This is a genomic window from Duganella sp. CY15W (assembly GCF_009857555.1).
Taxonomy (GTDB): domain Bacteria; phylum Pseudomonadota; class Gammaproteobacteria; order Burkholderiales; family Burkholderiaceae_D; genus Rugamonas; species Rugamonas sacchari.
Window position 1 is genome coordinate 325586 of record NZ_WWCQ01000005.1, and the last position, 26438, is coordinate 352023.

Annotated in this window: 27 protein-coding genes and 6 tRNA genes; 14 read left to right on the plus strand and 19 right to left on the minus strand. The window is 60.4% G+C overall.

Annotated features, from left to right (window positions below; genetic code table 11):
- The 3 genes from GTP58_RS24025 to GTP58_RS24035 are packed head-to-tail and all read right to left on the minus strand — an operon-like array spanning position 1 to position 2511.
- Positions 1-543 carry a VOC family protein gene (locus tag GTP58_RS24025; protein WP_072788518.1) on the minus strand — a complete coding sequence of 181 codons (543 nt, stop codon included), beginning with the start codon at positions 541-543 and terminating at the stop codon, positions 1-3.
- A gap of 25 nt (positions 544-568) precedes the next feature.
- The gene (locus GTP58_RS24030) at positions 569-1573 is read right to left on the minus strand and encodes an ABC transporter substrate-binding protein (protein WP_161079602.1); all 1005 of its coding nucleotides are present in this window, start codon (positions 1571-1573) and stop codon (positions 569-571) included.
- Positions 1570-2511, minus strand: coding sequence for a fumarylacetoacetate hydrolase family protein (locus tag GTP58_RS24035; protein ID WP_161079603.1), 942 nt, complete (start codon positions 2509-2511; stop codon positions 1570-1572). Before GTP58_RS24035 ends, GTP58_RS24030 begins: the two co-directional genes overlap by 4 nt.
- Before the next feature lie 106 nt (positions 2512-2617).
- Here GTP58_RS24035 and GTP58_RS24040 point away from each other — a divergent pair, with 106 nt between their 5' ends.
- Positions 2618-3526: a 2-hydroxyacid dehydrogenase gene (locus GTP58_RS24040; RefSeq protein ID WP_161079604.1), complete on the plus strand. Its 909-nt coding sequence runs from the start codon at positions 2618-2620 to the stop codon at positions 3524-3526.
- Here GTP58_RS24040 and GTP58_RS24045 read toward each other — a convergent pair.
- Entirely contained in the window at positions 3519-3998 is a 480-nt protein-coding gene (locus tag GTP58_RS24045) for a VOC family protein (protein WP_161079605.1), read from the minus strand. The genes GTP58_RS24040 and GTP58_RS24045 overlap by 8 nt on opposite strands.
- 138 nt (positions 3999-4136) lie before the next feature.
- Between GTP58_RS24045 and GTP58_RS24050 the strand changes: the two genes are divergently transcribed.
- A complete protein-coding gene (locus GTP58_RS24050) occupies positions 4137-5210 on the plus strand; it encodes a porin (RefSeq protein WP_161079606.1) in 1074 nt (357 codons plus the stop codon).
- Positions 5211-5296: 86 nt separating this feature from the next.
- Here the strand turns inward: GTP58_RS24050 and GTP58_RS24055 are convergent.
- From GTP58_RS24055 to cysS, 7 genes are all read right to left on the minus strand, one after another.
- Positions 5297-5389, minus strand: a tRNA-Ser gene (locus GTP58_RS24055).
- Between the two features lie 153 nt (positions 5390-5542).
- Positions 5543-5635: transfer RNA gene (locus GTP58_RS24060), tRNA-Ser, on the minus strand.
- Between the two features lie 113 nt (positions 5636-5748).
- The gene (locus GTP58_RS24065) at positions 5749-6996 is read right to left on the minus strand and encodes an aspartate kinase (protein ID WP_072786765.1); all 1248 of its coding nucleotides are present in this window, start codon (positions 6994-6996) and stop codon (positions 5749-5751) included.
- Between the two features lie 143 nt (positions 6997-7139).
- Complete coding sequence (gene tilS / locus GTP58_RS24070; RefSeq protein ID WP_161079607.1) at positions 7140-8576, minus strand: tRNA lysidine(34) synthetase TilS; 1437 nt, start codon at positions 8574-8576, stop codon at positions 7140-7142.
- A gap of 52 nt (positions 8577-8628) precedes the next feature.
- Complete coding sequence (locus tag GTP58_RS24075; protein WP_072786763.1) at positions 8629-9603, minus strand: acetyl-CoA carboxylase carboxyltransferase subunit alpha; 975 nt, start codon at positions 9601-9603, stop codon at positions 8629-8631.
- Positions 9604-9688: 85 nt separating this feature from the next.
- Positions 9689-10336, minus strand: coding sequence for a DNA-3-methyladenine glycosylase (locus GTP58_RS24080; protein WP_161079608.1), 648 nt, complete (start codon positions 10334-10336; stop codon positions 9689-9691).
- A gap of 2 nt (positions 10337-10338) precedes the next feature.
- Positions 10339-11727 (minus strand): cysteine--tRNA ligase, encoded by a 1389-nt coding sequence (gene cysS, locus GTP58_RS24085; RefSeq protein ID WP_161079609.1) that lies wholly within the window; start codon positions 11725-11727, stop codon positions 10339-10341.
- Positions 11728-11952: 225 nt separating this feature from the next.
- Between cysS and GTP58_RS24090 the strand changes: the two genes are divergently transcribed.
- Genes GTP58_RS24090 through GTP58_RS24105 form a run of 4 tightly spaced genes read left to right on the plus strand, consistent with a single transcriptional unit; the run spans position 11953 to position 14630 of the window.
- Entirely contained in the window at positions 11953-12567 is a 615-nt protein-coding gene (locus GTP58_RS24090) for a peptidylprolyl isomerase (RefSeq protein ID WP_072786760.1), read from the plus strand.
- 43 nt (positions 12568-12610) lie between these two features.
- Entirely contained in the window at positions 12611-13105 is a 495-nt protein-coding gene (locus GTP58_RS24095) for a peptidylprolyl isomerase (RefSeq protein WP_161079610.1), read from the plus strand.
- A 5-nt stretch (positions 13106-13110) separates the two neighbouring features.
- Entirely contained in the window at positions 13111-13866 is a 756-nt protein-coding gene (locus GTP58_RS24100) for a UDP-2,3-diacylglucosamine diphosphatase (protein WP_161079611.1), read from the plus strand.
- The gene (locus GTP58_RS24105; protein WP_161079612.1) at positions 13863-14630 is read left to right on the plus strand and encodes an ABC transporter substrate-binding protein; all 768 of its coding nucleotides are present in this window, start codon (positions 13863-13865) and stop codon (positions 14628-14630) included. Before GTP58_RS24100 ends, GTP58_RS24105 begins: the two co-directional genes overlap by 4 nt.
- On the opposite strand, the gene GTP58_RS24110 is transcribed toward GTP58_RS24105, so the two are convergent.
- The 3 genes from GTP58_RS24110 to GTP58_RS24120 all read right to left on the minus strand — a co-directional run bounded on the left by GTP58_RS24110 (position 14631) and on the right by GTP58_RS24120 (position 16737).
- Positions 14631-15383, minus strand: coding sequence for a hypothetical protein (locus tag GTP58_RS24110; protein ID WP_161079613.1), 753 nt, complete (start codon positions 15381-15383; stop codon positions 14631-14633).
- A 56-nt stretch (positions 15384-15439) separates the two neighbouring features.
- Positions 15440-15949 (minus strand): DUF6622 family protein, encoded by a 510-nt coding sequence (locus GTP58_RS24115; RefSeq protein WP_161079614.1) that lies wholly within the window; start codon positions 15947-15949, stop codon positions 15440-15442.
- A 224-nt stretch (positions 15950-16173) separates the two neighbouring features.
- The gene (locus GTP58_RS24120; protein ID WP_161079615.1) at positions 16174-16737 is read right to left on the minus strand and encodes a DUF1439 domain-containing protein; all 564 of its coding nucleotides are present in this window, start codon (positions 16735-16737) and stop codon (positions 16174-16176) included.
- Between the two features lie 37 nt (positions 16738-16774).
- Between GTP58_RS24120 and GTP58_RS24125 the strand changes: the two genes are divergently transcribed.
- The 4 genes from GTP58_RS24125 (at position 16775) to GTP58_RS24140 (ending at position 19727) form a co-directional block, all read left to right on the plus strand.
- Positions 16775-17485, plus strand: a complete 711-nt coding sequence (locus GTP58_RS24125) for a DUF72 domain-containing protein (RefSeq protein WP_161079616.1) — start codon at positions 16775-16777, stop codon at positions 17483-17485.
- A gap of 84 nt (positions 17486-17569) precedes the next feature.
- Positions 17570-17929 (plus strand): GntR family transcriptional regulator, encoded by a 360-nt coding sequence (locus tag GTP58_RS24130; RefSeq protein WP_072786752.1) that lies wholly within the window; start codon positions 17570-17572, stop codon positions 17927-17929.
- Entirely contained in the window at positions 17926-18783 is an 858-nt protein-coding gene (locus tag GTP58_RS24135) for an ABC transporter ATP-binding protein (RefSeq protein WP_161079617.1), read from the plus strand. The genes GTP58_RS24130 and GTP58_RS24135 overlap by 4 nt, the downstream gene beginning before the upstream one ends.
- Positions 18780-19727 (plus strand): hypothetical protein, encoded by a 948-nt coding sequence (locus GTP58_RS24140; protein WP_161079618.1) that lies wholly within the window; start codon positions 18780-18782, stop codon positions 19725-19727. The genes GTP58_RS24135 and GTP58_RS24140 overlap by 4 nt, the downstream gene beginning before the upstream one ends.
- Before the next feature lie 37 nt (positions 19728-19764).
- On the opposite strand, the gene GTP58_RS24145 is transcribed toward GTP58_RS24140, so the two are convergent.
- From GTP58_RS24145 to rnr, 4 genes are all read right to left on the minus strand, one after another.
- Complete coding sequence (locus GTP58_RS24145) at positions 19765-20439, minus strand: YceH family protein (RefSeq protein WP_161079619.1); 675 nt, start codon at positions 20437-20439, stop codon at positions 19765-19767.
- Positions 20440-20450: 11 nt separating this feature from the next.
- On the minus strand, positions 20451-21185 hold the full coding sequence (gene cysE, locus GTP58_RS24150) for a serine O-acetyltransferase (protein WP_072786748.1): 735 nt from the start codon (positions 21183-21185) through the stop codon (positions 20451-20453).
- A 146-nt stretch (positions 21186-21331) separates the two neighbouring features.
- Complete coding sequence (rlmB, locus tag GTP58_RS24155; protein ID WP_072786747.1) at positions 21332-22078, minus strand: 23S rRNA (guanosine(2251)-2'-O)-methyltransferase RlmB; 747 nt, start codon at positions 22076-22078, stop codon at positions 21332-21334.
- On the minus strand, positions 22079-24541 hold the full coding sequence (rnr, locus tag GTP58_RS24160; RefSeq protein ID WP_161079620.1) for a ribonuclease R: 2463 nt from the start codon (positions 24539-24541) through the stop codon (positions 22079-22081).
- A 285-nt stretch (positions 24542-24826) separates the two neighbouring features.
- On the opposite strand from rnr, the gene GTP58_RS24165 reads away from it, so the two are divergent.
- Positions 24827-24911 (plus strand) — tRNA-Leu (locus GTP58_RS24165).
- A gap of 223 nt (positions 24912-25134) precedes the next feature.
- Positions 25135-25219: transfer RNA gene (locus GTP58_RS24170), tRNA-Leu, on the plus strand.
- A 50-nt stretch (positions 25220-25269) separates the two neighbouring features.
- Here the strand turns inward: GTP58_RS24170 and GTP58_RS24175 are convergent.
- Positions 25270-26016, minus strand: a complete 747-nt coding sequence (locus tag GTP58_RS24175; protein ID WP_161079621.1) for an ABC transporter substrate-binding protein — start codon at positions 26014-26016, stop codon at positions 25270-25272.
- A 181-nt stretch (positions 26017-26197) separates the two neighbouring features.
- Here GTP58_RS24175 and GTP58_RS24180 point away from each other — a divergent pair.
- Both GTP58_RS24180 and GTP58_RS24185 read left to right on the plus strand, forming a co-directional pair.
- Positions 26198-26282 (plus strand) — tRNA-Leu (locus GTP58_RS24180).
- Positions 26283-26310: 28 nt separating this feature from the next.
- Positions 26311-26395: transfer RNA gene (locus GTP58_RS24185), tRNA-Leu, on the plus strand.
- The last annotated feature ends 43 nt before the right edge of the window (positions 26396-26438 follow it).

Here is a 26438-nt window from a genome sequence, read left to right on the forward strand (position 1 = left end):
TCAGTGTTTGCCAGACTTGGCGTCGATCACAGCCTGCGGCGGTGCGACCACAAAGTGCTTGAAGCGGTACTGATCGAAGGAGTCGATATTGCGCTCCCAGACCTGCGGCCGGTAATCGCTGCCTGGCGGGATCTGCGTCATTTCGCAGTAGACCTCAACGTTGTTCCCATCCGGGTCTTTAAACACCAGGAACAGGTTCTCACCCGGACCGTGCTTGCCGATCCCGCGCACGATTTCAATACCATGCTCCTGCAGCACCTTCACCGTGCGGTCAATCTCCGCACGGTCCTCGACCAGATAGGAGAAATGCTCCAGGCCCGGCCGGCCATAATGCGGCAGATCGTTGATGCCTTCTGCATCCTTGGGAATCTGCGACAGCGCCAGGTCGTGGTGGTCTTCGCCAGAACGCAGGAACACCATCTGATCGGAGATCCAGTCCGACACCTGCAAGCCCACCACTTCCGTATAGAAGCGGACCGATTTCTGAATGTCGCGCACCATCAGCACCAGGTGCCCGAGTTTTTTTGGTCGTATTTTTTCCATGCTTGTCTCCAGGTCCGTCTTGTTTTTAGTCGACGAATCGATTGGTATAAATATCGGAAGGTTTAACGCTCGTGGTCACGTTGAACGCCTTGTGTACGAAGTCCACTGTCGACTGCATGCGCTCCTCCTGCATCCAGCCCGGCTTTTTGCCTGTGGCTTCCGGCGCCTGCATCAGCACCGTGGTTTCTTCGATCTGCTGGCGCAGCACCGTGCGGTCGATCAGCTTCTGCTGGCTGGCCACCAGCGCAACGGCTTCCTGCGGATTCTTCGACTGGAACTCATAGCCGCGGTAGGTCGCCTGCATGAAGCGCTTTACCACCTCGGGCTTGGCGGCGATCAGCTTCTCGCTGGTGACAATGCCGTTGCCGTACAAATTGAGGTTGAAGTCGCGGTAGCGCAGTACACCGATCTTCATGTCGTTTTTCTGCGCCATCTTCTCCAGCACCGGCTTGTTGGCGCCTTCCCAGCACTCGGCCAGATCGATGCTGCCGTCCAAAAACGCGGTGTTGATGACGGCAGGATCAAGACGCAGCAGCTTCACGTAATCTGCGGGAAGGCCATTCGCCTGCAGCCATGCCGGAATCACGTTGTGCAGCGGTGACGCCGCACCGCCGCCAATCACCAGCCCTTTCAGATCCGCGATGGTCTTGATCTTGCGGCCCGGTTTATCGACATAGCACAGCGCACCCGGCCAGCGTGTATTGATGGCGCCGACCATTACCGTCTTGCCGCCCTGCGCGCGGTTCAGCATGACGCTGATCGGATCACCGTAGCCGAATTCAAACAGGCCCTGATCGACTTCATTGACGGTACGCTGCCCGCCGTAGCCGCGCGTAACGCTGACGTCCAGGCCCGCTTCGGTGTAATAGCCCTTGGCGACCGCAATGAGCACACCGCTGGTGCTCCCCTGCGGCAGCCAGGCCAGGTTGAAGCGGACTGCGTCCGCGGCCGTCGCAGCTTGTGTCGCCAATGCAGCCAGTGCGATCGACGTCGTCACCGCACGGCGTATGAACCGGTGTGCGCGCTTCATGCCGCCACCACGCGGTTGCGGATGCTGCCGATCTTTTCGATGGAAGCGATCATCTCATCGCCAGGCTTCAGGTAAGTGTCGCGTCCCATGCCGACACCTGCCGGCGTGCCTGTCGCCAGCAGGTCGCCCGGCTTTAGCGTCAACATGCTGGACAGATAAGCGATCTGCTCGGCGATGTTGAAGATCATGGCGTCCGCAGTATCGTTCTGCATCATCTCGCCATTCACGCTGAGTTTCAGTCGCAGGCTTTGCGGCGCTTCGATGCAGCTGCGCGGCACCACCCATGGTCCCATCGGGCCAAAGGTATCGTGGCTCTTGCCGCGGAACCAGTCATGCTTGAACGGATAATCACTGCGTCGGTTAAGGTCGCGCGCGGTGACGTCGTTAAACACGGTATAGCCGGCGATCACCTCGTAAGCCTGCTCCACGCTGACATTGCGGCAGGTCTTGCCGATGATGACGCCCAGCTCCACTTCCCAGTCCAGCTTTTCCGTATTGGCCGGCATGACAACATCGGTTTCGGTCGCGGTGACGCTGGTCTCCGCCTTCATGAAGCAGAACGGCGTGCTCTCCGTGCGCGGCGCCAGCTCCGTGCCCATCTCGCGAGCGTGTTCGTAGAAGTTGGAGGCCGCGCCAAAAATACGGCCCGGCGTGTAGGGGACGCACAAGCGGTACGACTGCGCAGCCAGCGGCGCCACGCGGCCACTGGCCAGCAACGGCGGCAGTGCGCGCGCCATCTGTTCCAGCAGCGCGGCGTTGGTTTCCCAGTTCTGCAAAGCGCCGCCCAGATCCTGCGCCAGACGTGGGCCCCGCTCCCCCAGCGCACCAGCTTCGATCAGCTGCGCCGCGTCATACAGCTTCTGGCCTTCTGCCACCAGCGCCAGCCGCGTACCGCCCTTGCCCAACGTGTGTTCATAACTTGCGATTGCGTGCCACATGCATTCATCTCCTCGTTATTGAATTTGGTATACAGTAGATCTTATCCGTATACATAGCAAGATGAATATGTAAAAATCTTCCTCATCACATCAAAAGGAGACGTTCATGGAGCTACTGCTCTTGATAGAAATGGCCGCGCCGTTCGTCGCGGATTTGCAGTCGCGCTGGCCGCTGGCGCGGCACACGCCGCAGCGCGCCGGCGCGGTTCGCATCGTCATCACCAATGGCTCCACAGGCCTGAGCGCGCAGCAGATGGACGCACTGCCCGCCTTGCAGCTGGTGTGCTGCTATGGCGCGGGATATGAAAACATTGACCTGCAAGCAGCGCAGCAGCGCGGCATCACCGTCACGCACGCACCCGGCGTGAACAACGCCACCGTGGCCGATCATGCGATGGCACTGATGCTGTCCAGCGCACGCGCCCTGCCCTTGCTGGATCGCGCAGTGAAGGCAGGCCAGTGGCTAAGCCATCGCACCGCACGCCCCGCAGTGCATGGCAAATGTCTTGGCATCGTCGGTATGGGGAATATCGGCGCGTTGATCGCAAGCCGTGCGGCAGGCTTTGATATGAAGGTCGCCTACCATGCGCGCCATGCACGGCCGGACATCGCTTACCGTTACGTCGGCGATATGCTGGAATTGGCACGCGATAGTGATTACCTCATCCTCGCCTGTCCTGGCGGCCCGGCCACTCGCCATCTGGTGAACAAAGAAGTGCTGGCCGCGCTTGGCCCGCAAGGCTTCCTGGTCAATATCGCGCGCGGCAGCGTGGTTGACACCACCGCGCTGATCGAAGCACTACAGCAGAAGCGCATTGCCGGCGCGGCGCTCGACGTCATCGAGAATGAGCCGGCGATACCGCCCGAGGCGGCGCAGCTCGATACGCTGATCCTCACGCCACACATCTCGGGCCGCTCGCCGGAGGCACAACAGGCGCAGCATGATGCGCTGCTCTACAACATCCGCGCCTGCCTGGAGGGTCAGCCGCTGCGCCATGTGCTAACGCTTAGTTGATCCCGGTGCGATCAGCCTTCAGGTCCGGATGACGAAGTGCCGGACCTGAAGCGCTGGCCGCTTCCACATCCTTCACCGCCCCGCCCCAGCCATGGTCCGTGAGGTCAATAATGACGCCATTCGGATCGCGGTACTTCACCTCATAGAAGATATTGCCCTTCACCGGCACCTCGCCCATGTAGTACGTACCGCCCGCCGCTTCCGCATCTTTGCGCGCGGCGGCGATGTCGTCCACCCACATGCCGATGTGGTGCAGGCCGACGAAATCCTTGCCGCGCTCCTCGCCCGCCGCGTGGTCGGTCTTGTAGTTCAACAGCGCAATCGACATCACGCCGTCGCTCAGATAAACGCCGCGCGCCAGCGATGAATCGGTCTCGCCGACCTTCTTGAAACCGAAAGCCTGAATATAAAACTCCGCCGTCTTCCAGGGATCGGGAACGGACAAAGCGATGTGTCGAAGCTTGGTGCTCATGGTGCTCTCCATAGTGGTTATAGGACTTGCCTCGCCATTGTACGAAGGTCGGATTTCAATGTATACGCTTTTATTTAAATGTATACATATAAATACAGCCGTTTTATGATGACCTGATAATGACAACAGGAGACGACCATGAAACGCCACTTATCCCCCTTCGCCGCACTCATCCTCAGCCTGCCTGCCTGGGCGGCCAGCGACAATGTCACCATTTACGGCTTTCTGAAAGTCGATGCCGAAACCGTGCAGGCTGCCGGTGTCCGCACGCAGCGAGTATCAAACAACTTGTCGGTGCTGGGCTTTCGCGGGACCGAAGATCTGGGCGGCGGAATGCAGGCCCTGTTCCAGATCGAGATGCCGGTGGCGGTGGATACGGGCGGTGGCGGCGACTTCACGCGCAATACAGCCGTGGGCCTGCGTGGCGGCTTTGGCCAGGTGATGCTGGGGATCTGGGAATCGCCGTACCGCTTTGTGTCCGTGTATGCGATCGATCCTTTCACTGCAGGGATCTTCGCGTCCAATGGCATCATGGGCAATGGCTTTACCACGGCGGCGAATGCCATCGCGCCCGCCTCGTTCGACCGCCGACAGAAAAATCTGCTGCAATACTTCACACCCGAATATCAGGGATGGAATGCCCGCATTGCGATCAGCGCGCGCGAGGAAGCCAGCGGCGGCAGCAATCCCGTTATGGCCTCAGGGCTGGTCACTTACGAGAACGGCCCGCTGTACCTGGCCTACGGCGTCGAACAGCACAAGGACTACTTCGCCGCCGGCACCACCGACATCGGCCACAAGATTGGCGCCGCCTACAGCATCGGCAACACGCGCCTGCGCGCAGCGTGGGAGTACCTGCGCTACGAGCCGACTGCCACCACCCATCTGCGCCGCAACGCGATGCAACTGGCAGCCACACATACCAGCGGACGCCATATCCTGCGGGCTTCTGCGACCAAGGCGTTTAACGCACGCGGTAACGCGACCGTCAGCGTCGGCGGCATCGTACGCCCTGGCGAGGATTCAGGCGCCATGCAATATACAGTGGGCTATAGCTACACCTTATCCAAGCGCAGCGAGCTGTGGACTGCATACACGCGCGTGCGCAACGAGCGCAACGCCGCCTATAACCTGTCGGCCAATCCGGTTGCAGGCTTATCGGCGGGGCAGGATCCGTCAGGGCTAGGCCTCGGTATCCTGCACAAATTCTGACACCAACCGGCGCTTGAGCTGCCATCCTGAATTAGTACAGCTAAAACGAAAAAGCCTCCCGCAGTGGGAGGCTTTTTCGTTTGTTCTGGCGGAGACGGTGGGATTCGAACCCACGATACAGGTATAAGCCGTATGCATCCTTAGCAGGGATGTGCCTTCGGCCACTCGGCCACGTCTCCTAGTCGATTGCTCAACTATGTCGTTTCTATAAGGATAGAAGCGACGTCCGTTATAGTATAGATCGGAGTTCGTTTGGTCAAGGGATGTGTCTCGGTGACGTTCGGTCCAGACAAACAAAAAAGCCTCCACAGGGGAGGCTTTTTTGTTTGTTCTGGCGGAGACGGTGGGATTCGAACCCACGATACAGGTATAAGCCGTATGCATCCTTAGCAGGGATGTGCCTTCGGCCACTCGGCCACGTCTCCTAGTCGATTACTCAACTATGTCTTTTCTACCAAACTGCGCTAGAGCAGACGACCGTCATAGTATAGACCGTGACCCGTTTGGTCAAGGCAACCAGGACGGTTTTTAAAAAAATTTATGCTTTTTCCAGTTCGAACGCTTTGTGCAGCGCGCGCACGGCCAGCTCCATGTATTTCTCGTCGATCAGCACGGAAATTTTGATTTCCGAGGTCGAGATCATCATGATGTTGATGCCCTCTTCCGACAGCGTACGGAACATCTGCGAAGCCACGCCCACGTGCGAACGCATGCCTACGCCCACTACCGAGATTTTCGATACTTTGGCATCGCCGGTGACGCTTGCCGCGCCCAGCGCTTCCTTGGTGCTGTTCAGCACATCCACAGCGCGCTGGTAGTCGTTGCGCGAGACGGTGAAGGTGAAGTCGGTTTTGCCATCGACCGACTGGTTCTGGATAATCATGTCGACTTCGATGTTGGCATCGGCCACCGGTCCCAGGATGTGGTAGGCCACGCCTGGACGGTCTGGCACGCCCAGCACGGTGATTTTGGCTTCATCGCGGTTGAACGCGATACCGGAGATGACTGCTTGTTCCATGTGTGTATCTTCCTCAAACGAGATCAGGGTGCCGGAGTTGGCTTCTTCTTCGATGTCCAGCATCGGGTCGGTCAGCGACGACAGGACGCGGGTCGGCACGCGGTAGTTACCGGCGAATTCGACCGAACGGGTCTGCAGCACTTTCGAGCCCAGCGACGCCAGTTCCAGCATTTCTTCAAAGGTGATGGCTTTCAGGCGGCGTGCTTCCGATACCACGCGCGGGTCGGTCGTATAGACGCCGTCTACGTCGGTGAAAATCAGGCATTCGTCGGCCTTCATGGCGGCAGCAATTGCTACCGCCGAGGTGTCCGAACCGCCACGGCCCAGCGTGGCGATATTGCCGTCGTCGTCCACGCCCTGGAAGCCGGTGATGATGACGATTTTGCCTTCGTCCAGATCGCGATTGACCTTTTCGTTGTCGATCGACTGGATACGGGCTTTGGTGAATGCGGAATCGGTTTTAATCGCGACTTGCCAGCCGGCGTAGGAAATCGCCTTCTTGCCGATAGCTTGCAGCGCCATCGACAGCAGGCCGACGGAGACTTGTTCGCCGGTCGACGCCACCATGTCCAGCTCGCGTGGATCTGGTTGGGCCTGAACTTCCTTGGCCAAGGCAATCAGGCGGTTGGTCTCGCCCGACATTGCCGACGGGACCACCACGATGCGGTGCCCGGCGTCATGCCACTTGGCGACACGCCGCGCGACGTTCTTGATACGGTCCGTCGAACCCATCGACGTACCGCCGTATTTGTGCACGATTAAAGCCATAACAGTGAGTTTTCCGCTCAAATAAAGGTAAATGGAACCCTTAACTCTACATGCCGCACTGCAAAATAACAAGTCAAAAAGCTCATAAACTCATACCGAATAGACATATCTACATACAAAATTCGGCAGATACGGCCTGATGTCTATACAGCTTGCCAACGCAGCGCGATGCGCTCCGCTCCGCTGCTGACGTTATGGCAATCCATGCCGATGCCGGCCGCGAACAGCAAGTGGCCTGGTGTCTTGACCACAGGCAGACGGCCACGTTCCCACGCCGGGATATTCAACGCCTGATAGTGGTATTTGAGCGGGCGCGTGGAGCGGTTCGGCGCCGGCTTGAGGCGTTCGCCGCCACGGCGGAATTCGATCACAAGTTTTTGCGCACGCAGCCAGCCGGCATCCAGCCCTTCGTCGGATGGCTCAAAATACAACACGCCGCCGTAGGCTGGGAAGGCGATTTCGCTTTCGCCGTTCCAGCTGAAGCCGGTGCCGGGCTTGTCGTCGAACTGGTCTTCGCGCATGCCTGCCAGGTCGTCCAGCTTGGGCGTCAGGTGCAGGCGGTCGCGGTAGCGGCGCACGTGGCATTCTGGATGCGTGACCAGCAGTTGCGCGTCGTACTTGGCTTCCAGCAGCTGGGTCAGCATTTCCGACAGCCAGGCGGTGCTTGGCATGCTCAGGCCGCGCGTGGCGAACCAGTGGCGCAGCAGATTGTAAGCGCGATCCTCGCTCAGGGCGCGCAGTTTGCTGATGTCGAGGCAATCCTCCTCCAGCGTGGCCGCCAGGTCCTGCTCGGCCAGCTCGGCCAGCAGGCGGGTGGCTGATTGCGCGTGCTGGGCGCTGCGGGCAAAGCGCTCCTGGAAGCCGGGGAAGTGCTGTTCCAGCGCCGGCATGACTTTGTGGCGCAGCGCGTTGCGCGCGTAGCGTGGGTCGTCGTTGGACTCGTCATGGATGTGCTGTACACCGCGCTCAGCGACATACGCTTCCAGCTGCTTGCGCGAGGCTTGCAGCAACGGGCGGGCCATGACGAGCTGGTCGTTTTGCAGCAGACTGGCGGCGGTGTTGGCGGCATCCATGCCGGACAGGCCGGCCGGGCCGGAGCCGCGCAGCAGTTGCAGCAGGACGGTTTCGGCCTGGTCGTTGAGATGGTGGGCGGTCAGCAGCAAGGTCACGTCGTGCTCGCGGCACAGCGCGCCGAGCGCGGCGTAGCGGGCTTTGCGCGCGGCGGCTTCGGTGCCGGACTTTTTCTGGTCTTGCAGCTGGATGCGGCGGGCTTCAAAGCTGACGCCAAGCGCGGCGCATTCTTTTTCGCAATGGGCCAGCCAGGTGTCGGCGTTCGGGCTGAGGCCGTGGTGGATGTGGAAGGCGTGCAGCGTGAGGCCGTTGGCCTGGGCGTAGGCGTGGGCCAGGTGCAGCAGTGCCGACGAGTCCAGGCCGCCGCTCAGTGCGACGGCAATGCGCGATGTGGACGCGGCGCCCTGACCTGCGCCGGCGGCAGCAACGGCGTGTTCAAAGGTGGACGTGAGGGTGGGCTTTTGCTGCTTCAAGGTACGGCTCCAAAATGCAAACCGGGAGCAGCGCATGCGCGGGCTCCCGGCGGGTGTGTATGGGTGCCCGCTTGCGCGGGAATCCCATTTACTCTTGTGGCGTGGTTTCTTTGAACTTGCCGTAGCTCATCAGCTTTTCGTGACGGGCTTCCAGCAGGTCCTTGGTTTTCATGCCGTGGAACTGACGCAGCGAGTCGGCCAGCGCGCGTTTCAGCAGCGTCGCCATCTGTTTCGGATCGCGGTGCGCGCCGCCCAGCGGTTCGCTGACGATCTTGTCGATCAGGCCAATCGCTTTCAGACGATGCGCGGTCAGGCCCAGCGCTTCCGCTGCATCCGCAGCACGTTCCGAGGTCTTCCACAGAATCGATGCGCAGCCTTCCGGCGAAATCACCGAATAGGTCGCGTATTGCAGCATGATGACCTGGTCAGCCACGGCAATCGCCAGTGCGCCGCCCGAGCCGCCTTCGCCAATGATGGTGGCGATCAGCGGCACTTTCAGTTCCGCCATCACATACAGGTTGTGGCCGATTGCTTCCGACTGGCCGCGCTCTTCCGCGTCGATGCCCGGGAACGCGCCCGGCGTATCCACAAACGTGAACACCGGAATACCAAACTTCTCGGCCAGCTTCATCAGGCGCATGGCTTTGCGGTAGCCTTCCGGCTTCGGCATGCCGAAGTTGCGCATGGCGCGCTCTTTGGTGTCGCGGCCTTTCTGGTGGCCGATCACCATGCACGCCTGGCCATTGAAACGGGCCAGGCCGCCCACCACCGACAGGTCATCCGCATAGGTGCGGTCGCCGTGCAGTTCGTGGAAGTCGGTAAAGATTTCGTTCACGTAGTCCATGGTGTATGGACGTTGTGGGTGACGCGCGATCTGCGAAACCTGCCATGGCGTCAGCTTGGCGTAGATGTCTTTGGTCAGTTGCTGGCTTTTTTTGGCCAGACGGTCGATCTCCTCAGAGATGTCGACAGCGGAATCGTCCTGGACGAAGCGCAGTTCTTCGATCTTGCCGTCGAGTTCAGCAATCGGTTGCTCAAAATTGAGGAAAGTCGTTTTGGTCATTGTACCTCCGTGTTTATTCTCAGCTGAGGGGGCTGGCGCCTTTTGTAAAGGCGCGCAAAAGTCCCTCGCACAGCGATTAGAGTATCTATTCTACAGCAACCGGATCCAGACTACGCCATAAATACCAGGTCGCTACCGTTCGGTAAGGCTCCCAGTTGGCGGAAACCTCGCGCGCATCGCTGCGCGAGACCGGTTCGCCCGAGAAATAATTCTGGCTGATGCCCTGGATTAAACCGGGGTCGTCCAGCGGTAAAACGTTGGGACGCAGCAGATTAAATATCAAAAACATCTCGGCTGTCCAGCGGCCGATGCCGCGGATCTGCACCAGCTCGGCAATCACCGCTTCATCATCCATCTGGTCCCACTGGGCCGTGTGGACGCGCTTGTTCTTGAAGTGATCCGCCAGGTCGAGGATGTACTCGGTCTTGCGCTTGGACAGGCCGCATGCGGACAGCTGCTCGGCGCCTGCCTTGATGATCTGGGCCGGCGTGCATTTCGGGCTGATGTCCAGCAGCTTCTTCCAGGCCACGTCGGCAACCTTGGCGGTCACCTGCTGGCCGACAATCGAACGCGCCAAGGTGGTAAACGGATCGTGATGGCCGCGCAGGTGCAGGTCGCCAAACTGCGGGATGAGCTTGTTCATGATGCGGTCCCGCTTCATGAGCTCAAGCTTGGCTTCCTCCCAGTATGGCGGCACGCCGCCGACGGCCTCGTTATCCTTGGCAATGACCATAGTTATGCGCGGCGCCAGTTGGTGGTGCCGTCAGGCTTGTCTTCGAGGATGATGCCTTGTGCCAACAGGTCGGCGCGGATCTTGTCGGATTCGGCGAAGTTGCGGGCTTTCTTGGCTTCCGCGCGCTGCACGATGGCAGCGTCGATAGCGGCATCGTCACCGCCCTCGCCACCCACGGCCGCCTGGCGGAATTGCTGCGGCGTGCGCTCCAGCAGGCCAATCACGCCGGCCAGTGCTTTCAGCTGGCGCGCGGCGACCGGTGATTTCGATTTGTTGACTTCGGTCGCCAGCTCGAACAGCGCAGCCACCGCCAGCGGCGTGTTGAAGTCGTCGTCCATCGCTTCGGCAAAGCGGGCGGCGTTTTCTTCTTTCCAGTCCAGCGGCTGGCCGTCGCCTTCCACGCCATCCAGCGCGGTGTACAGGCGGGTCAGCGCGCCGCGGGCGTCGTCCAGGTGCGCGTCCGAGTAGTTCAGCGGGCTGCGGTAGTGGGCGCGCAGGATGAAGAAGCGCACCACTTCGGCGTCATACTTTTTCAGCACATCGCGGATGGTGAAGAAATTGCCCAGCGATTTGGACATCTTCTCGTTATCCACGCGCACAAAGCCGTTGTGCACCCAGTAGTTGACCATCTGATGGCCGAACGCGCCTTCCGACTGGGCGATTTCGTTCTCGTGGTGCGGGAACTGCAGGTCAGCGCCGCCGCCATGGATGTCGAAGTGTTCGCCGAGCAGCGCCGAGCACATGGCCGAGCACTCGATGTGCCAGCCCGGACGGCCCTTGCCCCACTTGGAATCCCACTTCACTTCTTCCGGTTCGGATTCCTTGGATGCCTTCCACAGCACGAAGTCGAGCGGATCGCGCTTGCCGGTGTTGACGTCAACGCGCTCGCCGGCGCGCAGGTCGTCCAGCGACTTGCCCGACAGCTTGCCGTAGCCTTCAAAATTGCGCACCGCGTAATTGACGTCGCCGTCCTCGCCCTTGTAGGCCAGATCCTTGGCTTCCAGTGTTTCGATCAGTGCCAGCATTTGCGGCACATATTCGGTGGCGCGCGGCACCAGCGTCGGCGGCAGGATGCCCAGCGCGGTGGTGTCTTCGTCCATGTATCGGGTAAAACGCGTGGTCAGCTGCGAGATGGTCTCGCCATTTTCCACCGCGCGCTTGATGATCTTGTCGTCGATGTCCGTGATGTTGCGCGCGTACGTGACGTCATAGCCTGACGCCAGCAGCCAGCGGTACATCACGTCGAACGCCATCATCATGCGTGCATGGCCGATGTGGCAGTAGTCGTAAATGGTCATGCCGCATACATACATGCGGACTTTGCCCGGTTCGATAGGTACGAATGTCTGCTTGTCACGCGCCAGCGTGTTGTAAATCTTTAAATTGCTCATCGGACTCTTGCGTTTTACTGGGGCGCCATAGGCAATACGATGACCTGGCGCGTCATCCAAGACGGCTGCGCACCTGCGTTCATCGTTAGCCTGGGGAACCCCGGGGAATGTTCTTGTTTCTACGTTCTAAGGGGTAGAATGGAACAAGTATAGCATTGATAAAAACAGCATAGGCCTCATCTGCAAGCGGATTTTGCCTATCTAACACTAACCAGAGGAAGCTCGATGCACCAAAAATTGATGACCGTCTTCGCTGGTCTGGCCCTGTCCGGCGCTGTGCTGGCCGCGCCGCCAGCCGCCAAAACCACTGAGAATACGCCAACGCCGCAGGTGGAACTGAAAACCACCATGGGCGATATCGTGGTGGAACTGGACCGCGAGAAGGCGCCCAAGTCGGTCGACAATTTTCTGGGCTATGTGAAGTCCGGCTTCTACAAGGGCACGATTTTCCACCGCGTCATTGACGGCTTCATGATCCAGGGCGGCGGCTACGACGAAAAACTCAAGAGCAAGCCGACCAGCAAGCCGGTGCCGATCGAGTCCAAAAATGGCCTGAGCAACGCCAAATACTCGCTGGCCATGGCACGCATGGGCGATCCCAACTCGGCCACCTCGCAGTGGTTCATCAACGTCGAAGACAATACGCCGCTGGATTATCCGGGGCCGGATGGCTCCGGTGGCTACACCGTGTTCGGCAAAGTGGTCAAAGGCTACGAGGTTGTGGACAAGATCAAGGGCGTGCTGGTGGACGACAAAGGCATCTTCCAGAACATCCCTGTCATCCCGATCACCGTGAAGTCGGCGACGATTTTGAAGACAGCGATCCCGCCAAAACAGTAAAATAGCGGCCTTGCCGTATTTTTTAACCATTCAGGATAACAAAATGACCAAAGTAATCATCAAAACCAACCTGGGCACCATGACCGCAGAACTGGATGCAGAAAAAGCACCTAAATCGGTCGCCAACTTCCTGGCTTACATGGAAGCCGGTCATTACAACAACACCATCTTCCACCGCGTGATCGATGGTTTCATGATCCAGGGCGGCGGTTTCGAGCCAGGCATGAAGCAAAAGCCGGCTGACACCACCGTGGAAAACGAAGCCAAGAACGGCCTCAAGAACGACACCTACACCCTGGCCATGGCGCGCACCTCGGCACCGCACTCGGCGTCGGCACAGTTCTTCATCAACGTCAAAAACAACTCCTTCCTGGACTACCCAGGCCAGGACGGCTGGGGCTATGCTGTGTTCGGTAAAATCGTTGACGGCACCGACGTGGTCGAGACCATCAAAAAAGTCAAAACCACCCGCAGCGGCATGTTTGCTGACGTGCCGTCGGAAGACGTCATCATCGAAAGCATCGAACTGGCTGCTTGATTGATATGAGTGAAGTCTGCGCGCTGTTCATCTCCGATCTGCATTTGCAGCCTGCGCATCCCGCGACCAGTGCGGCGTTTTTCGACTTTCTGGAGCGGCATGCGCGGCACGCGCAGCAACTGTATCTGCTTGGCGACCTGTTCGAGTACTGGGCCGGCGATGACGACATCGACGATCCATTCCACGCGCAGGTCGTGGCGGCGCTGCGCGCCGTCAGCGATGCCGGTGTGGCGGTCTACTGGATCGCCGGCAACCGCGATTTCCTGGTCGGCGCCCGGTTTGCCGAAGCGGCCAGTCTGACGCTGCTGCCGGAAACCTGGGGCGCAGATATCGGCGGCCAGCGCGTTGTCGTACTGCACGGCGACGCCCAGTGCACGCAAGACACCAAGTACATGGAATTCCGCGCCATGGTGCGGCAACCCGCATGGCAGGCGCAATTCACCGCCATGCCGCTGGCGCAGCGCAAGGCCATCATCGCTGGCCTGCGCGCCGACAGCCGCAAGGAGCAAAGCGGCAAATCTTACGAGATCATGGACGTGACGCCGCAGGCGATTCTGGACGTGTTCGAACAAACCGGCACCGACGTCATGATCCACGGTCACACGCACCGCCCTGCCTTGCACCACATCGACGGCAAGCGCCGCTACGTGCTGCCGGACTGGGAACCGGATGCCACCCCGGCGCGCGGCGGCTGGATCGCCGTTGCAGCAGATGGTGTGATCACGCGCCACGATCTGACTGGCGCGGTCATCGCCTCATGAAGCCGGCGCTGCCGCTTGCAGGCTTGTGCGCCGCATTCGCGTGCGCGGCAGCCTGGCCGGCAACGCCGCAAATCACCGTCGCCTGGCGCGACAAACCACCTTACCACTACATCGAGAATGGCGTCGCCAAAGGCTTCCTGCTGGAGCGCGCACGCGAAGTATTCGCCGCAGCGGGCCTGCCGGCACGCTTCATCAACGAGCCGCAGAAGCGCATCTGGGCCAATTTCCAGCATGGCAGCACCAACTACTGTTCGATCAGCTGGTATCGCCTGCCCGAACGTGAAGCCCTCGCCCAATACAGCAATCCATTTCATGAAGACCTGCCGCACACCGTGCTGATCGCGCCCGGCATGGTCGAACGGGTACAGGCGCACGCCACGCTGGAAGCGCTGCTGACCGATCCTACGCTGACGCTGGGGGTGATTGAAGGCGTGTCTTACGGCCCGGTGCTGGACCAGATGATCCGGTCCGGCAAGAACAAGCTAATGAGCCGCACCGTGGAAACCACGCAGATGATGCGTATGCTGACGGTGGGCCGCGCATCCTATATGTTCGTTGACCGCGAGGACTGGGAGTTTTTCCGGCAGAAGGAGCCGTCGGCGCAAAAGCTGGTGCGCTACGACCTGCCGAATATGCCGGTCGGCATGCGGCGGCATGTGGTGTGCAGCCGCGACGTGCCGCAGGAAACCATGAACAAGCTGAATCAGGCGATTGCTGCAACCGGCGGCATGCTCAACCCCGGTCACAGCAAGCCCGCGAAATAATCAGCGGCTGATGGTGGCCATTGCCGCGTTCAAGCGGCGCACCAGCGGCTGGTTCAGATCCCGCGTATGGCGCGCCCAGCGATCCATGGTGTGCTTCAACTCCGCGTACAGCTGATGGGCCTTGCCGGCATCACCCTGGCCTGCCGCCCAGATCGCACACTCCGCCTGCACCTCAAAACTGTTGTAATGACTCAGTGCATAGTCAAACTCGGCACCGGCCTCATCATGACGGCCGGCGGCGGCATAGGCTTGCGCCAGCAACAGCGACACCTGCCCCGCACGGAATTTGGCATCGCTGCTGCGGATGGTTTGCAGGTGGGCGACCGCCGCCGCCGCACGGCCACTGGCCAGCGTGGCCTGGGCGGCGCCGAAGCGGATTTCCAGGTCACCCGAGAACGGGCCATTTAGACAGGCTTCATACGTCGAAGCCGCCTCTTCCGCATTCCCCGCTGCCAGCAAGGCGGCGGCCAGACGCATCTGGTTCTGCGCGGTCGGCGTGAAATCGTAAGCCTGGCGCGCCTCGCGCAGATCGCGGCCCGGATCCAGGGTCTTGGCGGCCACCGTAACCGCCTTGCGGGCGCCGTGCTGCAATTTCGAATTTGGCAGGTAGATCGCGAAGAAATACACAATGCTGCCCAACCCTGGGAATAAGAACAAAATCATCACCCAGTACAACTGCTGCCCGCTACGGATCGCATGGATGGCAAAGAAGATCGCCACCAGCACATGCAACCCGACACCGAAAATATACATAAGCCGCCTCTACAATTTTAAACAATGTTGTAGATTGTAGAAGTTCTGGCGCTGCATCACAAGGCGACGACGGGTGCAGGCTGACGCAGGTAGGCGGCGGCATAGCGTGCCAGGCGGCCGATGAACACACCGTTGAACAGGCCGTACAAGGCAGTCACGACCAGCGAGCCGGCAACGCTGTGGATGATCTCGGGGTGCATCACCGACATCACGCCCACGGTGTACTTGGTCACGAAGATGGCGACCATCAGCATCAGTGGCGCCCAGCTGCCGCGCTGCATCACCGTACCGGCAGCGCGGTTGACGCTAACTTCGCCCTTGCTCATGCTCCACACCAGCAGCATCGCCACACCGGCGCCGGCGGCCCAGGCAGCCCACACCGCATCGCCCAGTACACCGTGGCTGTTAATGCTGGTCAGTGTCAGGCCCAGCATCACGCACGGGATAATCGCCAGTTTTTGCAGCGTGATTTCACGGTCCTGGCTGGCCAGATAACCGCGGTACAGCAGGAAGGCCAGCAGGGCCCATACGTAGGTTGGGGTGTGGGAAATAATTTGCTGAATCATGATGGGCTCCGTTTCAAGTGACGTTATTGGGTTGCGATGTAGCCACTTTGCGCTTTTCCAGCGCCGTCCGGATTGCCATGCGACGAAATGCGCCAGCCCGGCGCGAAATGCAGCCAACTGGCGTGAAATAAATCCGGGGTCAGTTCTTGCAATCCAACACGGGCTCTACCGTAGCGCCTGCTACGGTAGAGCCCGTGTTGGATTGCAAGAACTGACCCCGGATTTTATTGCGGCTTCTGGGGCTCCAGTTTTGCCACCAGGCCGCCCGGGCGGGTGTCGATGCCTGTCAGGACGAATTGCACGCCAGCGTAACGCAGCTCTTCCGGACGGAAGGTGTGCACTGGCACGTCGCGGATGACCTGGTCGCTGAGCAGGTTGGCCACGCTGGACAGCTGGTTCTGCTTGCCCTCATCCAGGTTGTCCATGACGAAGCGGTCGACGTGGGCGTCGGCGATATAGATGGCGTTGCGCGCGCTGTCCACGCGCAAGCGGCCCGATACCAGCATGCTGCCATGCCACGATTGGCGTGCCATCAGCGGCGTCACGCCGAGGTCGATACTCAGCGCCACGCGGTCGCTCTCCGGCATGATGGTCAGCTGCGGATGGCTCAGCTCGACCTCAAACACGCCCAGCGCGCGGTGATGCATGGGGAATTTGCGCTCCAGGCTGGCTTGCATGCGCTCTTGCGGCAGGTCCACCTGGCGCGGGCCGATCAGGCTGGCGCAGGCGGCAACTGCCATGGCAATCAATAGCGGCGCGGCAAATTTGACGTAGCGTTTAAGATTCATCGTCACTTCCTTCAAAAATACGGAACACGCGCATTATATGACCCTGACGAGATTGGGCTGTGCCGGTTGGAGCATCAACCGCGAAGCCGCTGCCAGCTTCCCGGCCGACGGTAGCCACCTGGAGCGCTATGCGCGCGTTTTCAATGCCGTCGAAATCAATTCCTCGTTCTACCGCCCGCATCAACCCAAGACCTATGAACGCTGGGCCAGCAGCGTGCCGGATGACTTCCGTTTTGCCGTCAAGCTGCCACGCAGTATCACGCATGACGCCCGGCTCCAGGAGATCGATGCCCTGCTCGACCGCTTTGCCGGCGAGGCAGGCACGCTCGGTGCCAAGCTGGGCTGCGTACTGGTACAACTGCCACCAAGCCTGACACTGGACGCAGCAGCGGCCCAGCACCTGTTCGAACGGCTGCACGCCCATTTCAACTGCATGCTGGCCTGCGAAGCCCGCCATGCCACCTGGTTCACCGACACCGCCACTGCCCTGCTGCAACAGCATCGCATCACGCGCGTGATTGCCGATCCGCCCGCAGGCCAAGCCGGCCCGCACGTGCCCACCACGGAACAAGCCTACGTCCGCCTGCACGGCAGCCCAAAGATCTACTATTCCTCGTATGACGAGACCTATTTGCAGCAGGTTGCGCAATGGCTGGCCGCCCGCGACAGCTGGTGCATCTTCGACAACACTGCCTCAGGCGCCGCCATCCATAACGCCCTGTCGCTGCAAAATATGCAACATCGCTAAACACAAATCGCTTGTCTTTTTGATTTCTAGTGTTATAGTTCACTACAACACCACTTCATTAACACACGTAAGGGGTAACTATGTATGTGGAATGACAACGCGCCGATTTATCGGCAGCTTAAAGACAAGGTCATCGGCATGGTGCTGGACGGCCTGCTCAAGCCTGGCGACGCCCTGCCCTCGGTCCGGCAGATCGCCGCAGATTATCAACTCAACCCGATCACGGTCTCCCGCGCCTATCAGGAGCTGGTGGACGAAACGCTGGTTGAAAAACGGAGGGGAATAGGTATGTATGTTACTGATGGCGCCCGCGACAAACTGCTGGCCACCGAACGCGAACGCTTTCTGCGTGAAGACTGGCCAGCCATGCTGGAACGCATCCGCCGCCTGGGCCTGGACCTGGAAGCGCTGCTCAAGCCGGCGGCGCCCGGAGGTGCGGCATGAGCGCCATCATTACCGCCTCCAGCCTGAGCAAGCGATACGGCAAGCATACAGCGTTGGATGGCACCAGCTTTACGGTCGATGCGGGCCGCATTGTCGGCCTGATCGGTCCTAACGGCTCCGGCAAGACCACCACGCTAAAGGCCATCCTCGGCCTGACGCCGTTCGAGGGCCAGCTGTCGGTACTGGGCATGGACCCGCGCACCCAGCGCGAAGCCCTCATGAACGACGTCTGCTTCATCGCCGACGTCGCCATCCTGCCCAAGTGGCTCAAGGTCAGGGACGCCATCGACTTCGTGGAAGGCGTGCATCCGCGCTTCGATCGCAGCAAGGCGGAAAAGTACATTGCCAACACCAAGCTCAAGCCGGACATGAAAGTCAAAGCCATGTCCAAGGGCATGGTGGTGCAGCTGCACCTGGCGCTGGTAATGGCGATTGACGCCAAGCTGCTGGTGCTGGACGAGCCGACGCTGGGTCTGGATATCCTGTACCGCAAACAGTTCTACCAGAACCTGCTGGAAGACTACTTCGACGAGAACAAGACCATCCTCATCACCACCCACCAGATCGAAGAGGTCGAGCACATCCTCACCGACCTGATGTTTATTGAGAACGGCAAGATCTCGCTGGCCGCGTCGATGGACGAAGTGGGCGAACGCTTTACCGAAGTGATGGTGGAGCCGGAGTTCCTGGCCGCCGCCAACGCACTGCAGCCGATGAGCCAACGCACCGTGTTTGGCAAGGCGGTCATGCTGTTTGACGGCGTGGCCCGTCAGCAGCTATCGAATTTTGGCGAACTGCGCACGCCCAGTGTGGCGGACCTGTTTGTCGCGACCATGAAAGGAAGCTACGCATGAAAACCATGAAATGGCTGATCAAGCGCGAAATGTGGGAAAACAAGGGCATGCTGCTGTGGACCCCGGTGGTGATCGCCTGCATTATCGCCACGCTGGTGTTCATTTCCCTGTTCTTCGGCAAAATGAGCGGTTTCCAGTTTGACGGCCACAACGTGGCCAGCGTCACCATCGAAGGTGCGATGCGCGCCAGGATTGCGGAAACCATGGCGCAGGCCTATATCGGTGCGGGCATGCCGGTGCTGATGATACTGGGCCTGCTGGTGTTCTTCTACTGCCTGGGCGCGCTGCATGACGAGCGCCGCGATCGCAGCATGCTGTTCTGGAAGTCGCTGCCGGTGTCGGACCTGAGTACCGTGCTGTCCAAGCTGCTGCTGGCGGTGGTGGTGGCGCCGCTGATCACCATGGGCGTTGCGGTCGCACTGGGCCTGGTGACGCTGCTGGCGGCCTGCTTCGTGCTGCTGGCGCACGGTGCCAATCTGTTTGGCGCCGTGCTGAGCACGCCGGACCTGTACTTGACGCCGCTGCGCTTGCTTGGCCTGCTGCCGGTGTACATCCTGTGGGCATTGCCAACCGTGGGCTGGCTGCTCATGGTGTCGAGCATGGCGCGCTCCAAGGTCTTCCTGTGGGCCGTCGGCACGCCGGTGATTGGCTCGCTGCTGCTGGTCTGGGCAGAAAAGGCGCTGAGCTTCGGCATCGATGCGGTCTGGATCACCAGCCACATCACCACCCGCATCCTGCTCGGCGTAGTACCGGGTTCCTGGCTGGCGTTCAGTAAAGACGTGGTGGCGATCGACCACGAGGTCAACAAGATGCCACTGCCAGACGCCATCTTTAACGCATCGTGGGCTACGCTGGGCAGCAGCACGGTGTGGATCGGTGCAGCTGCGGGTGTGGCAATGATTGCCGTCGCCGTGTGGATGCGCCGTCGCCGCGAAGAAGCATAAACCTGCCACGTCGTTCCCGCGCAAGCGGGAGCGACGGTTACTCGAATTGCTTGCGGAATTCGGCGAATTGGGCCGTGAGCTCTTCGACCTGGCCACGCAACTGCTGGACTTCCTGCTCCAGCGCACCAATGCGCGTGCCCTGCCCGCCACTCACTGAACCACCAAGGCTGGCCGCCGTTTCTTCGCGCGCCAGCGCTTCCTCACCGCCCAGCAGCTGGCCGTAGCGCGGCTCCTTGGTGCCGGGCGCCAGCGGCAGGCGCGACACCAGCGGCGGATACTTATCGATCAGGAACTGCAGCGCCAGCTCCACATCCCCCACCGATTTGAATTCATGCAGACGGCCAGTGCGCGTGCGGATTTCGCCGGCAGTCTGCAAGCCGCGCAGCATCAGCACAGACAGCACGGCCAGCTTGTCCTGCTCCAGCGACCATTTGATACGCATGCGGTGTTCGTACTTGGTCACGCGCGCGCCGGCCTGCGTGATGCCGTTCACGTACTTGTGCTGCATGAGGCGCTGCAGCACTTCCGCTACCGTGTCCTCCGACAGCGACATCACCGGGTCGCGGCTGGACAGCTGATTGCAGCCATTCACCAGCGCGTTGAGCGACAGCGGGTAGTTATCCGGTGTCAGCGCTTCTTTTTCGGCCAGGACGGCCAGGACGCGGATTTCAAACGGGTCCAGTACTTCTGCGCCTTCGGGCGTCACTTCCATAGCCTGCTTCCTTATTCGACGAGCTTGTTCAATTGGACAGAATTGAATTTATCACACTCAGCTACGCTCTGACACTCCAACCCCGCCGCCTTCATGGTTGCTACCAGCCGTTCGATGCGTTCTTCCTGCTTGGCCGCGTTTTCGATCAGGCCACGCAGCGCCTTGGACAGCGGATCGTCGCCATTCGGCGTCACGCCATACGCCGCAAACGGATTGGGCGCCGCGCTGGCTTCCTTCTGCACGATGTGCGCGGGATTGCCGACCGCCGTCGCGCCCGGCGGCACCGGCTTGAGCAGCACTGCATTCGAGCCCACCTTGGCATACTCGCCCACCGTAAAGCCGCCCAGCACCTTGGCGCCAGCGCCGACAATCACGCCACGCGCCAGCGTCGGATGACGCTTGGCGCCCGTGTGCAGCGAGGTGCCGCCCAGCGTCACGCCCTGGTAGATGGTGCAATCGTCACCCACTTCAGCCGTCTCGCCGATCACCACGCCAAAGCCGTGGTCGATGAATACACGGCGGCCGATGGTGGCGCCGGGGTGGATCTCGATGCCGGTGATGATGCGGGCCAGGTAGGAAATAAAGCGCCCCAGCCATTTCATCCTGTGCGTCCAGCACCAGTGCGCCCAGCGGTGCATGACGATGGCTTGCAGTCCTGGATAGCAGGTCAATACTTCCCAGGCATTGCGGGCAGCAGGGTCGCGTTCAATGATGCTGTTGATGTCTTGGCGCAGGCGATGGAACATGGCGTATCCAGAATGACAACCGGTGCTTCATGTTAGCGTATCCGGTTGGGAGTTGCTGAACAGCGGCTGACTTCGGAGGGAGGGAGAACCGGCGGCCCTCGAAGTCGGCCGCCGGGTAGTGCGTATCGTTATCGCTGGAGGACTGCTTAACCTTCTCGCGCGATACGCTGGCGGCGGGCTTCGTACAGACAGACGCCCGAGGCGACGGAGACGTTCAGACTCTCGACCGAGCCGAACATCGGAATGCTGACCAGCATATCGCAGGTCTCGCGGGTCAGGCGGCGCATGCCCTCGCCTTCCGAGCCCATGACCAGCGCGGTCGGGCCGGTGAAGTCGGCTTCGTACAGGCCTTTTTCGCCATCGTCCGAGGTGCCGATCAGCCAGATGTCGCGCTCTTTCAGCTCGCGCAGGGTGCGCGCCAGATTGGTCACGGTAATGTAAGGCACGGTCTCGGCCGCACCGGACGCCACCTTGGCGGCGGTGGCGTTCAGGCCCACCGCGCGGTCCTTCGGCACGATCACTGCGTGCGCGCCAACGCCGTCGGCCACACGCAGGCAGGCGCCCAGATTGTGCGGATCGGTGATGCCGTCGAGGACCAGCAGCAGCGGCGGGCCATCGATCGCATCCAGCAGTTCGTCCAGATTGCGCGCCAGCGCCAGCTGCGAGGCAAACGCGATCACGCCCTGGTGACGGCGGGTGCCGACGATCTTGTCCAGACGCGCCGAATCCACCGGCATCACGCGCACACCAGCGGCCTTGGCGTTGGCAACCAGGTCCTTCATGCGGCGGTCATCGCGCGTGGCGTCGACGAAAATTTCTTCCACCGACGACGCCTCGTGACGCAGACGCGAGGTCACCGCGTGGAAACCGAAAATCATTTTATTCTTGCTCATTTATCGCTTCTTCTTACTTTTAGTGGCAGCTTTGGCTGCTCTGGGTTTGGCTGCGGGGGCAGCCTTGGGCTTGCGGGATGCTGCCTTCGGCTTGGCTGCGGCCGCTGGGGCGGCGGCAGCCGGCTTGCGGGCTGGTTTGCCTGGTTTGGCGGCCGGAATGGCCGGGCCAGGCTTGATGTTGGTCTTGCTGTCACGTGCAGGCTTGCGGGCTGCCCCACCTGCTGGCGCCTCGACCGCATCGGCGCCGGCCAGACGCAGGTCGATCTTGCGCGACTCCAGGTCCACGCGCACCACTTGCACGGCCACGCGGTCGGTCAGCTGGAACTTCTTGCCGGTGCGTTCGCCCCTGAGTTCGTGGCGGGCGTCGTCGTACTGGAAGTAATCCTGGCCCAGATCGGTAACGTGCACCAGGCCTTCAACGAACAGCTGGTCCAGCTGCACGAAGATGCCAAACGTGGTCACGCCGGTGATGAGGCCGGTGTACTCCTCGCCCAGCTTGTCCTGCATGAAGTAGCACTTGAGCCAGTTTTCGACGTCGCGCGAGGCTTCGTCGGCGCGGCGCTCATTGGCCGAGCAGTGCACGCCCAGCGCATCCCACACGGTCAGGTCTGCGGCTTTTTTCTCTTTGCCTTCGGCCTTGTCCTTGGCTTGCTGCTTGCGGGTCGCGTTCGAGACGTTGGTGTTCAGCACACTGGTGCTGGCAATCTTCGGCTCGTACTTTTTACCCAGCAGGATGGCCTTGATGGCGCGGTGCGTGAGCAAATCCGGATAGCGGCGGATCGGGCTGGTGAAGTGGGCATACGCCTCATACGCCAGGCCGAAGTGGCCGATGTTGTCGGGCGAGTAGACTGCCTGCTGCATCGAGCGCAGCAGCATGGTCTGCAGCAGCGACGCATCCGGACGTTCCTTGATCTCGCGCATCAGCGCCGCATAGTCCGCTGCGGCTGGCTTGTCGCCGCCATTCAGAGACAGGCCGACCTGCTTGAGGAAGGTGCGTACCTGCTTGAGCTTTTCAGCCGTCGGCGTGGCGTGGATGCGGTAGGTGCCAGGATGCTTGTGGCGGATCAGCAGATCCGCTGCGCACACGTTGGCAGTCAGCATGCACTCTTCGATGAGGCGGTGTGCATCGTTGCGGGTGCGCGGAATGATCTTCTCGATCTTGCCGCTCGGGTTGCAGACGATATAGGTTTCGGTGGTTTCGAAATCGATCGCGCCGCGTTCAGCACGCGCTTTGAGCAGCGCCTGGAACACGTCGTACAGATTGGTCAGATGCGGCACCAGGCCTGGACGGCGCGCAGCCTCCGGACCCTTGGTGTTGCCGAGGATGTCCGCTACTTCGGTGTAGGTCAGGCGCGCGGCCGAGTGAATCACGGCCGGATAGAACTGGTAAGCCTTGATCTCGCCCTTGCCCGTGACCACGGCATCGCACACCAGCGTCAGACGGTCCACCGCCGGATTCAGCGAGCACAGGCCGTTGGACAGCTTCTCCGGCAGCATTGGAATCACGCGGCGCGGGAAGTAGACCGAGGTGCTGCGCTCCAGCGCATCGCCATCCAGCGCGTCGTTGGGCTTGACGTAGTGGCTGACGTCGGCAATCGCGACGATCAGGCGGTAGCCGTTGGCACGGCCGATCTTGATCGGTTCGCAGTAGACCGCATCGTCAAAGTCGCGCGCGTCTTCGCCGTCGATGGTTACCAGCGGTACGTCGCGCAGGTCGACGCGCTCGCCCCAGTCGCTTTCGCGCACATGGTCCGGCAGCTTGTTGGCCTGGCGCAGTGCGCCATCCGAGAAGATGTGCGGCACGCCAAACTTGCGCACGGCGATTTCGATTTCCATGCCGGGGTCGTCCAGCGAACCCAGTACTTCGACGATCTTGCCGACCGGCTGCTTGAAGCGCATCGGTTGCTCGGTCAGTTCAACGCTGACGATCTGGCCGGTCTTGGCCTTGCCAATCGCCCCTTCAACCAGAATATCCTGGGCGATGCGCTGATCTTCCGGCGACACGATCCAGGCGCCGTTTTCGTTGAGCAGGCGGCCGATGATATGGGTATTGGCGCGCTGCGTCACTTCAACAATCGTGCCTTCCGGGCGGCCGCGGCGATCCACGCCGACAATCTTGGCCAGCACACGGTCGCCGTGCAGCACTTTCTGCATTTCCTTTTCAGGCAGGAACAGGTCTTCGCCCGGCTCATCCGGGATCACAAAGCCGAAGCCATCACGGTGGCTGCTGACGCGGCCCGCAATAAAACCGGTCTGCGTGGCCAGCGTGTAATGGCCAGTGTCGTCGACCATGATCTGGCCGTCACGCTGCATGGCGTTCAGACGGCGCGACAGGACTGCCTGGGCGTCGGTGGCGACTTTCAGCGATTTCGACAGCGCGCGCAGGTCCAACGGACCTTTGGCACTGCGGAAGATGCCGAGAATTTCCTCCCGGCTAGGAATGGTATGTGTAGATTGGTTCAAAAGTTTTTTCTTGTTTTTACAGTTAGCATATATATGGCATCGCGACAGGCGTAGTGTACTTGGAAACGCCTTGATTGACTAATGCACGCCGCGTAGCGGATTTTTGAAAAAAATTAATGGGAGGCATTTGACATCGCCATGGATTCCTCTATAATCTTGGTCTCTCGCAGCGAAAGCAGCGGGAACTGTTAGACAGGGTTGATGTGCAGTAAGGAATCTAAAAAGTTCATCTGGCGCGAAACTCTCCCGGTCGATATAATAGCAGAGTTGTTCAGAAGTATCATTGCCCACGTGGCGGAATTGGTAGACGCGCATGGTTCAGGTCCATGTGCCGCAAGGTGTGGGGGTTCGAGTCCCTCCGTGGGCACCAAAAATTCCGTAGAAAAGCCGTCTGGCTGAATGCATTCAGGATCGCATTCATCCAGACGGCTTTTTTCATTTCCGGCCATCCTTGGCAGCCAGCACGCCGCGACACGACACGACAGGATTAAAAACTTTCGAAAAACAAGTTGCGCGCCCTTGACGATACCCCTCTCCTCCCGTAAGATACTGGCCTCTGATGCAGACAACGCAGCAGAACAAAGCAGCAAAATGCCCACGTGGCGGAATTGGTAGACGCGCATGGTTCAGGTCCATGTGCCGCAAGGTGTGGGGGTTCGAGTCCCTCCGTGGGCACCAAAAATTCCGCAAAAAAGCCGCAAACATCCCTCAGGAGTTTGCGGCTTTTTTCATTTCAGCACCCGCAAATACTCGGCATACCTGCCACTCTCCTTCAGCCGCCTCAGTCCTTTGTTGAACAGGGCCAGATAGCGCACGTTATCCGCATGCTCTTTGTTCAGCAGCAGATGGTAGTGGGTGATGTTATACGGGTGCACATCCCAGGTGATCTGCTCCGCCTCGGCCGGCGTCAGCGCGCTGCGCATGATCTGGCGCCCCACATCGAGATTCGACGGAAACACATCAAATCGCCGCGCCAGCAGCTTGCGGAAATTCTGCTCGTCGCTGGCCGCCGTGCGATCGACCTGGATGAACGGGTATTTATCAAACGCATACTCATAACCCGCCGTGCCGCCCACGCGCACCTTGGCCAGCGCCGCATAGCCCTGCCAGCGGAACGGAAACGTCTTCAAGTGGAAAAACACCGACTGGCCATCAAACACGGCGTCGCTGATATGGAAGCGGCGCTCGCGCTCCGTGTCGCGCCCCAGCGTGCTCCATACCATGGTGCCGTTGACGCCCTCGCCCGCGCCTTCAACGTAGGCGCGGCTCCAGGGCCGGAACAGATAGCGCACTTCCACGCCTTCCAGCGCAAACGCCTCGCTGACGATGCGCGACAGCGGTCCGTAATGCGGCAAGCTGGGGGAAATATAGGGCAGCCACTCGCCGCTCGTCAGCGTGACGACTTCAGTGGCGCGGACACTGGCCGACAGCACCAGCAAACCGGCCACAGCCAATATGCTCAGGGACGCGAACATTGCGCAGGCAGGTACGGTATCGAAAGAAACTTGATTATGCGGGAACTCGGCACACAAGTAAAAAGCGAAATAATTTCACAAAAGCAGCAGTTTGCTATTGACGAGTACCCGTACGGCCTTTAAGATGCGTGCCTTCTGTTGCAGAACAAGCAGCAGGAAGTAGCAGCAAGACAGTATCAGCGCCCACGTGGCGGAATTGGTAGACGCGCATGGTTCAGGTCCATGTGCCGCAAGGTGTGGGGGTTCGAGTCCCTCCGTGGGCACCAAGCGCTGATTTCTGTTGATGTTACAAATGCCCACGTGGCGGAATTGGTAGACGCGCATGGTTCAGGTCCATGTGCCGCAAGGTGTGGGGGTTCGAGTCCCTCCGTGGGCACCAAAAATTCCGTAGAAAAGCCGTCTGGCTGAATGCATTCAGGATC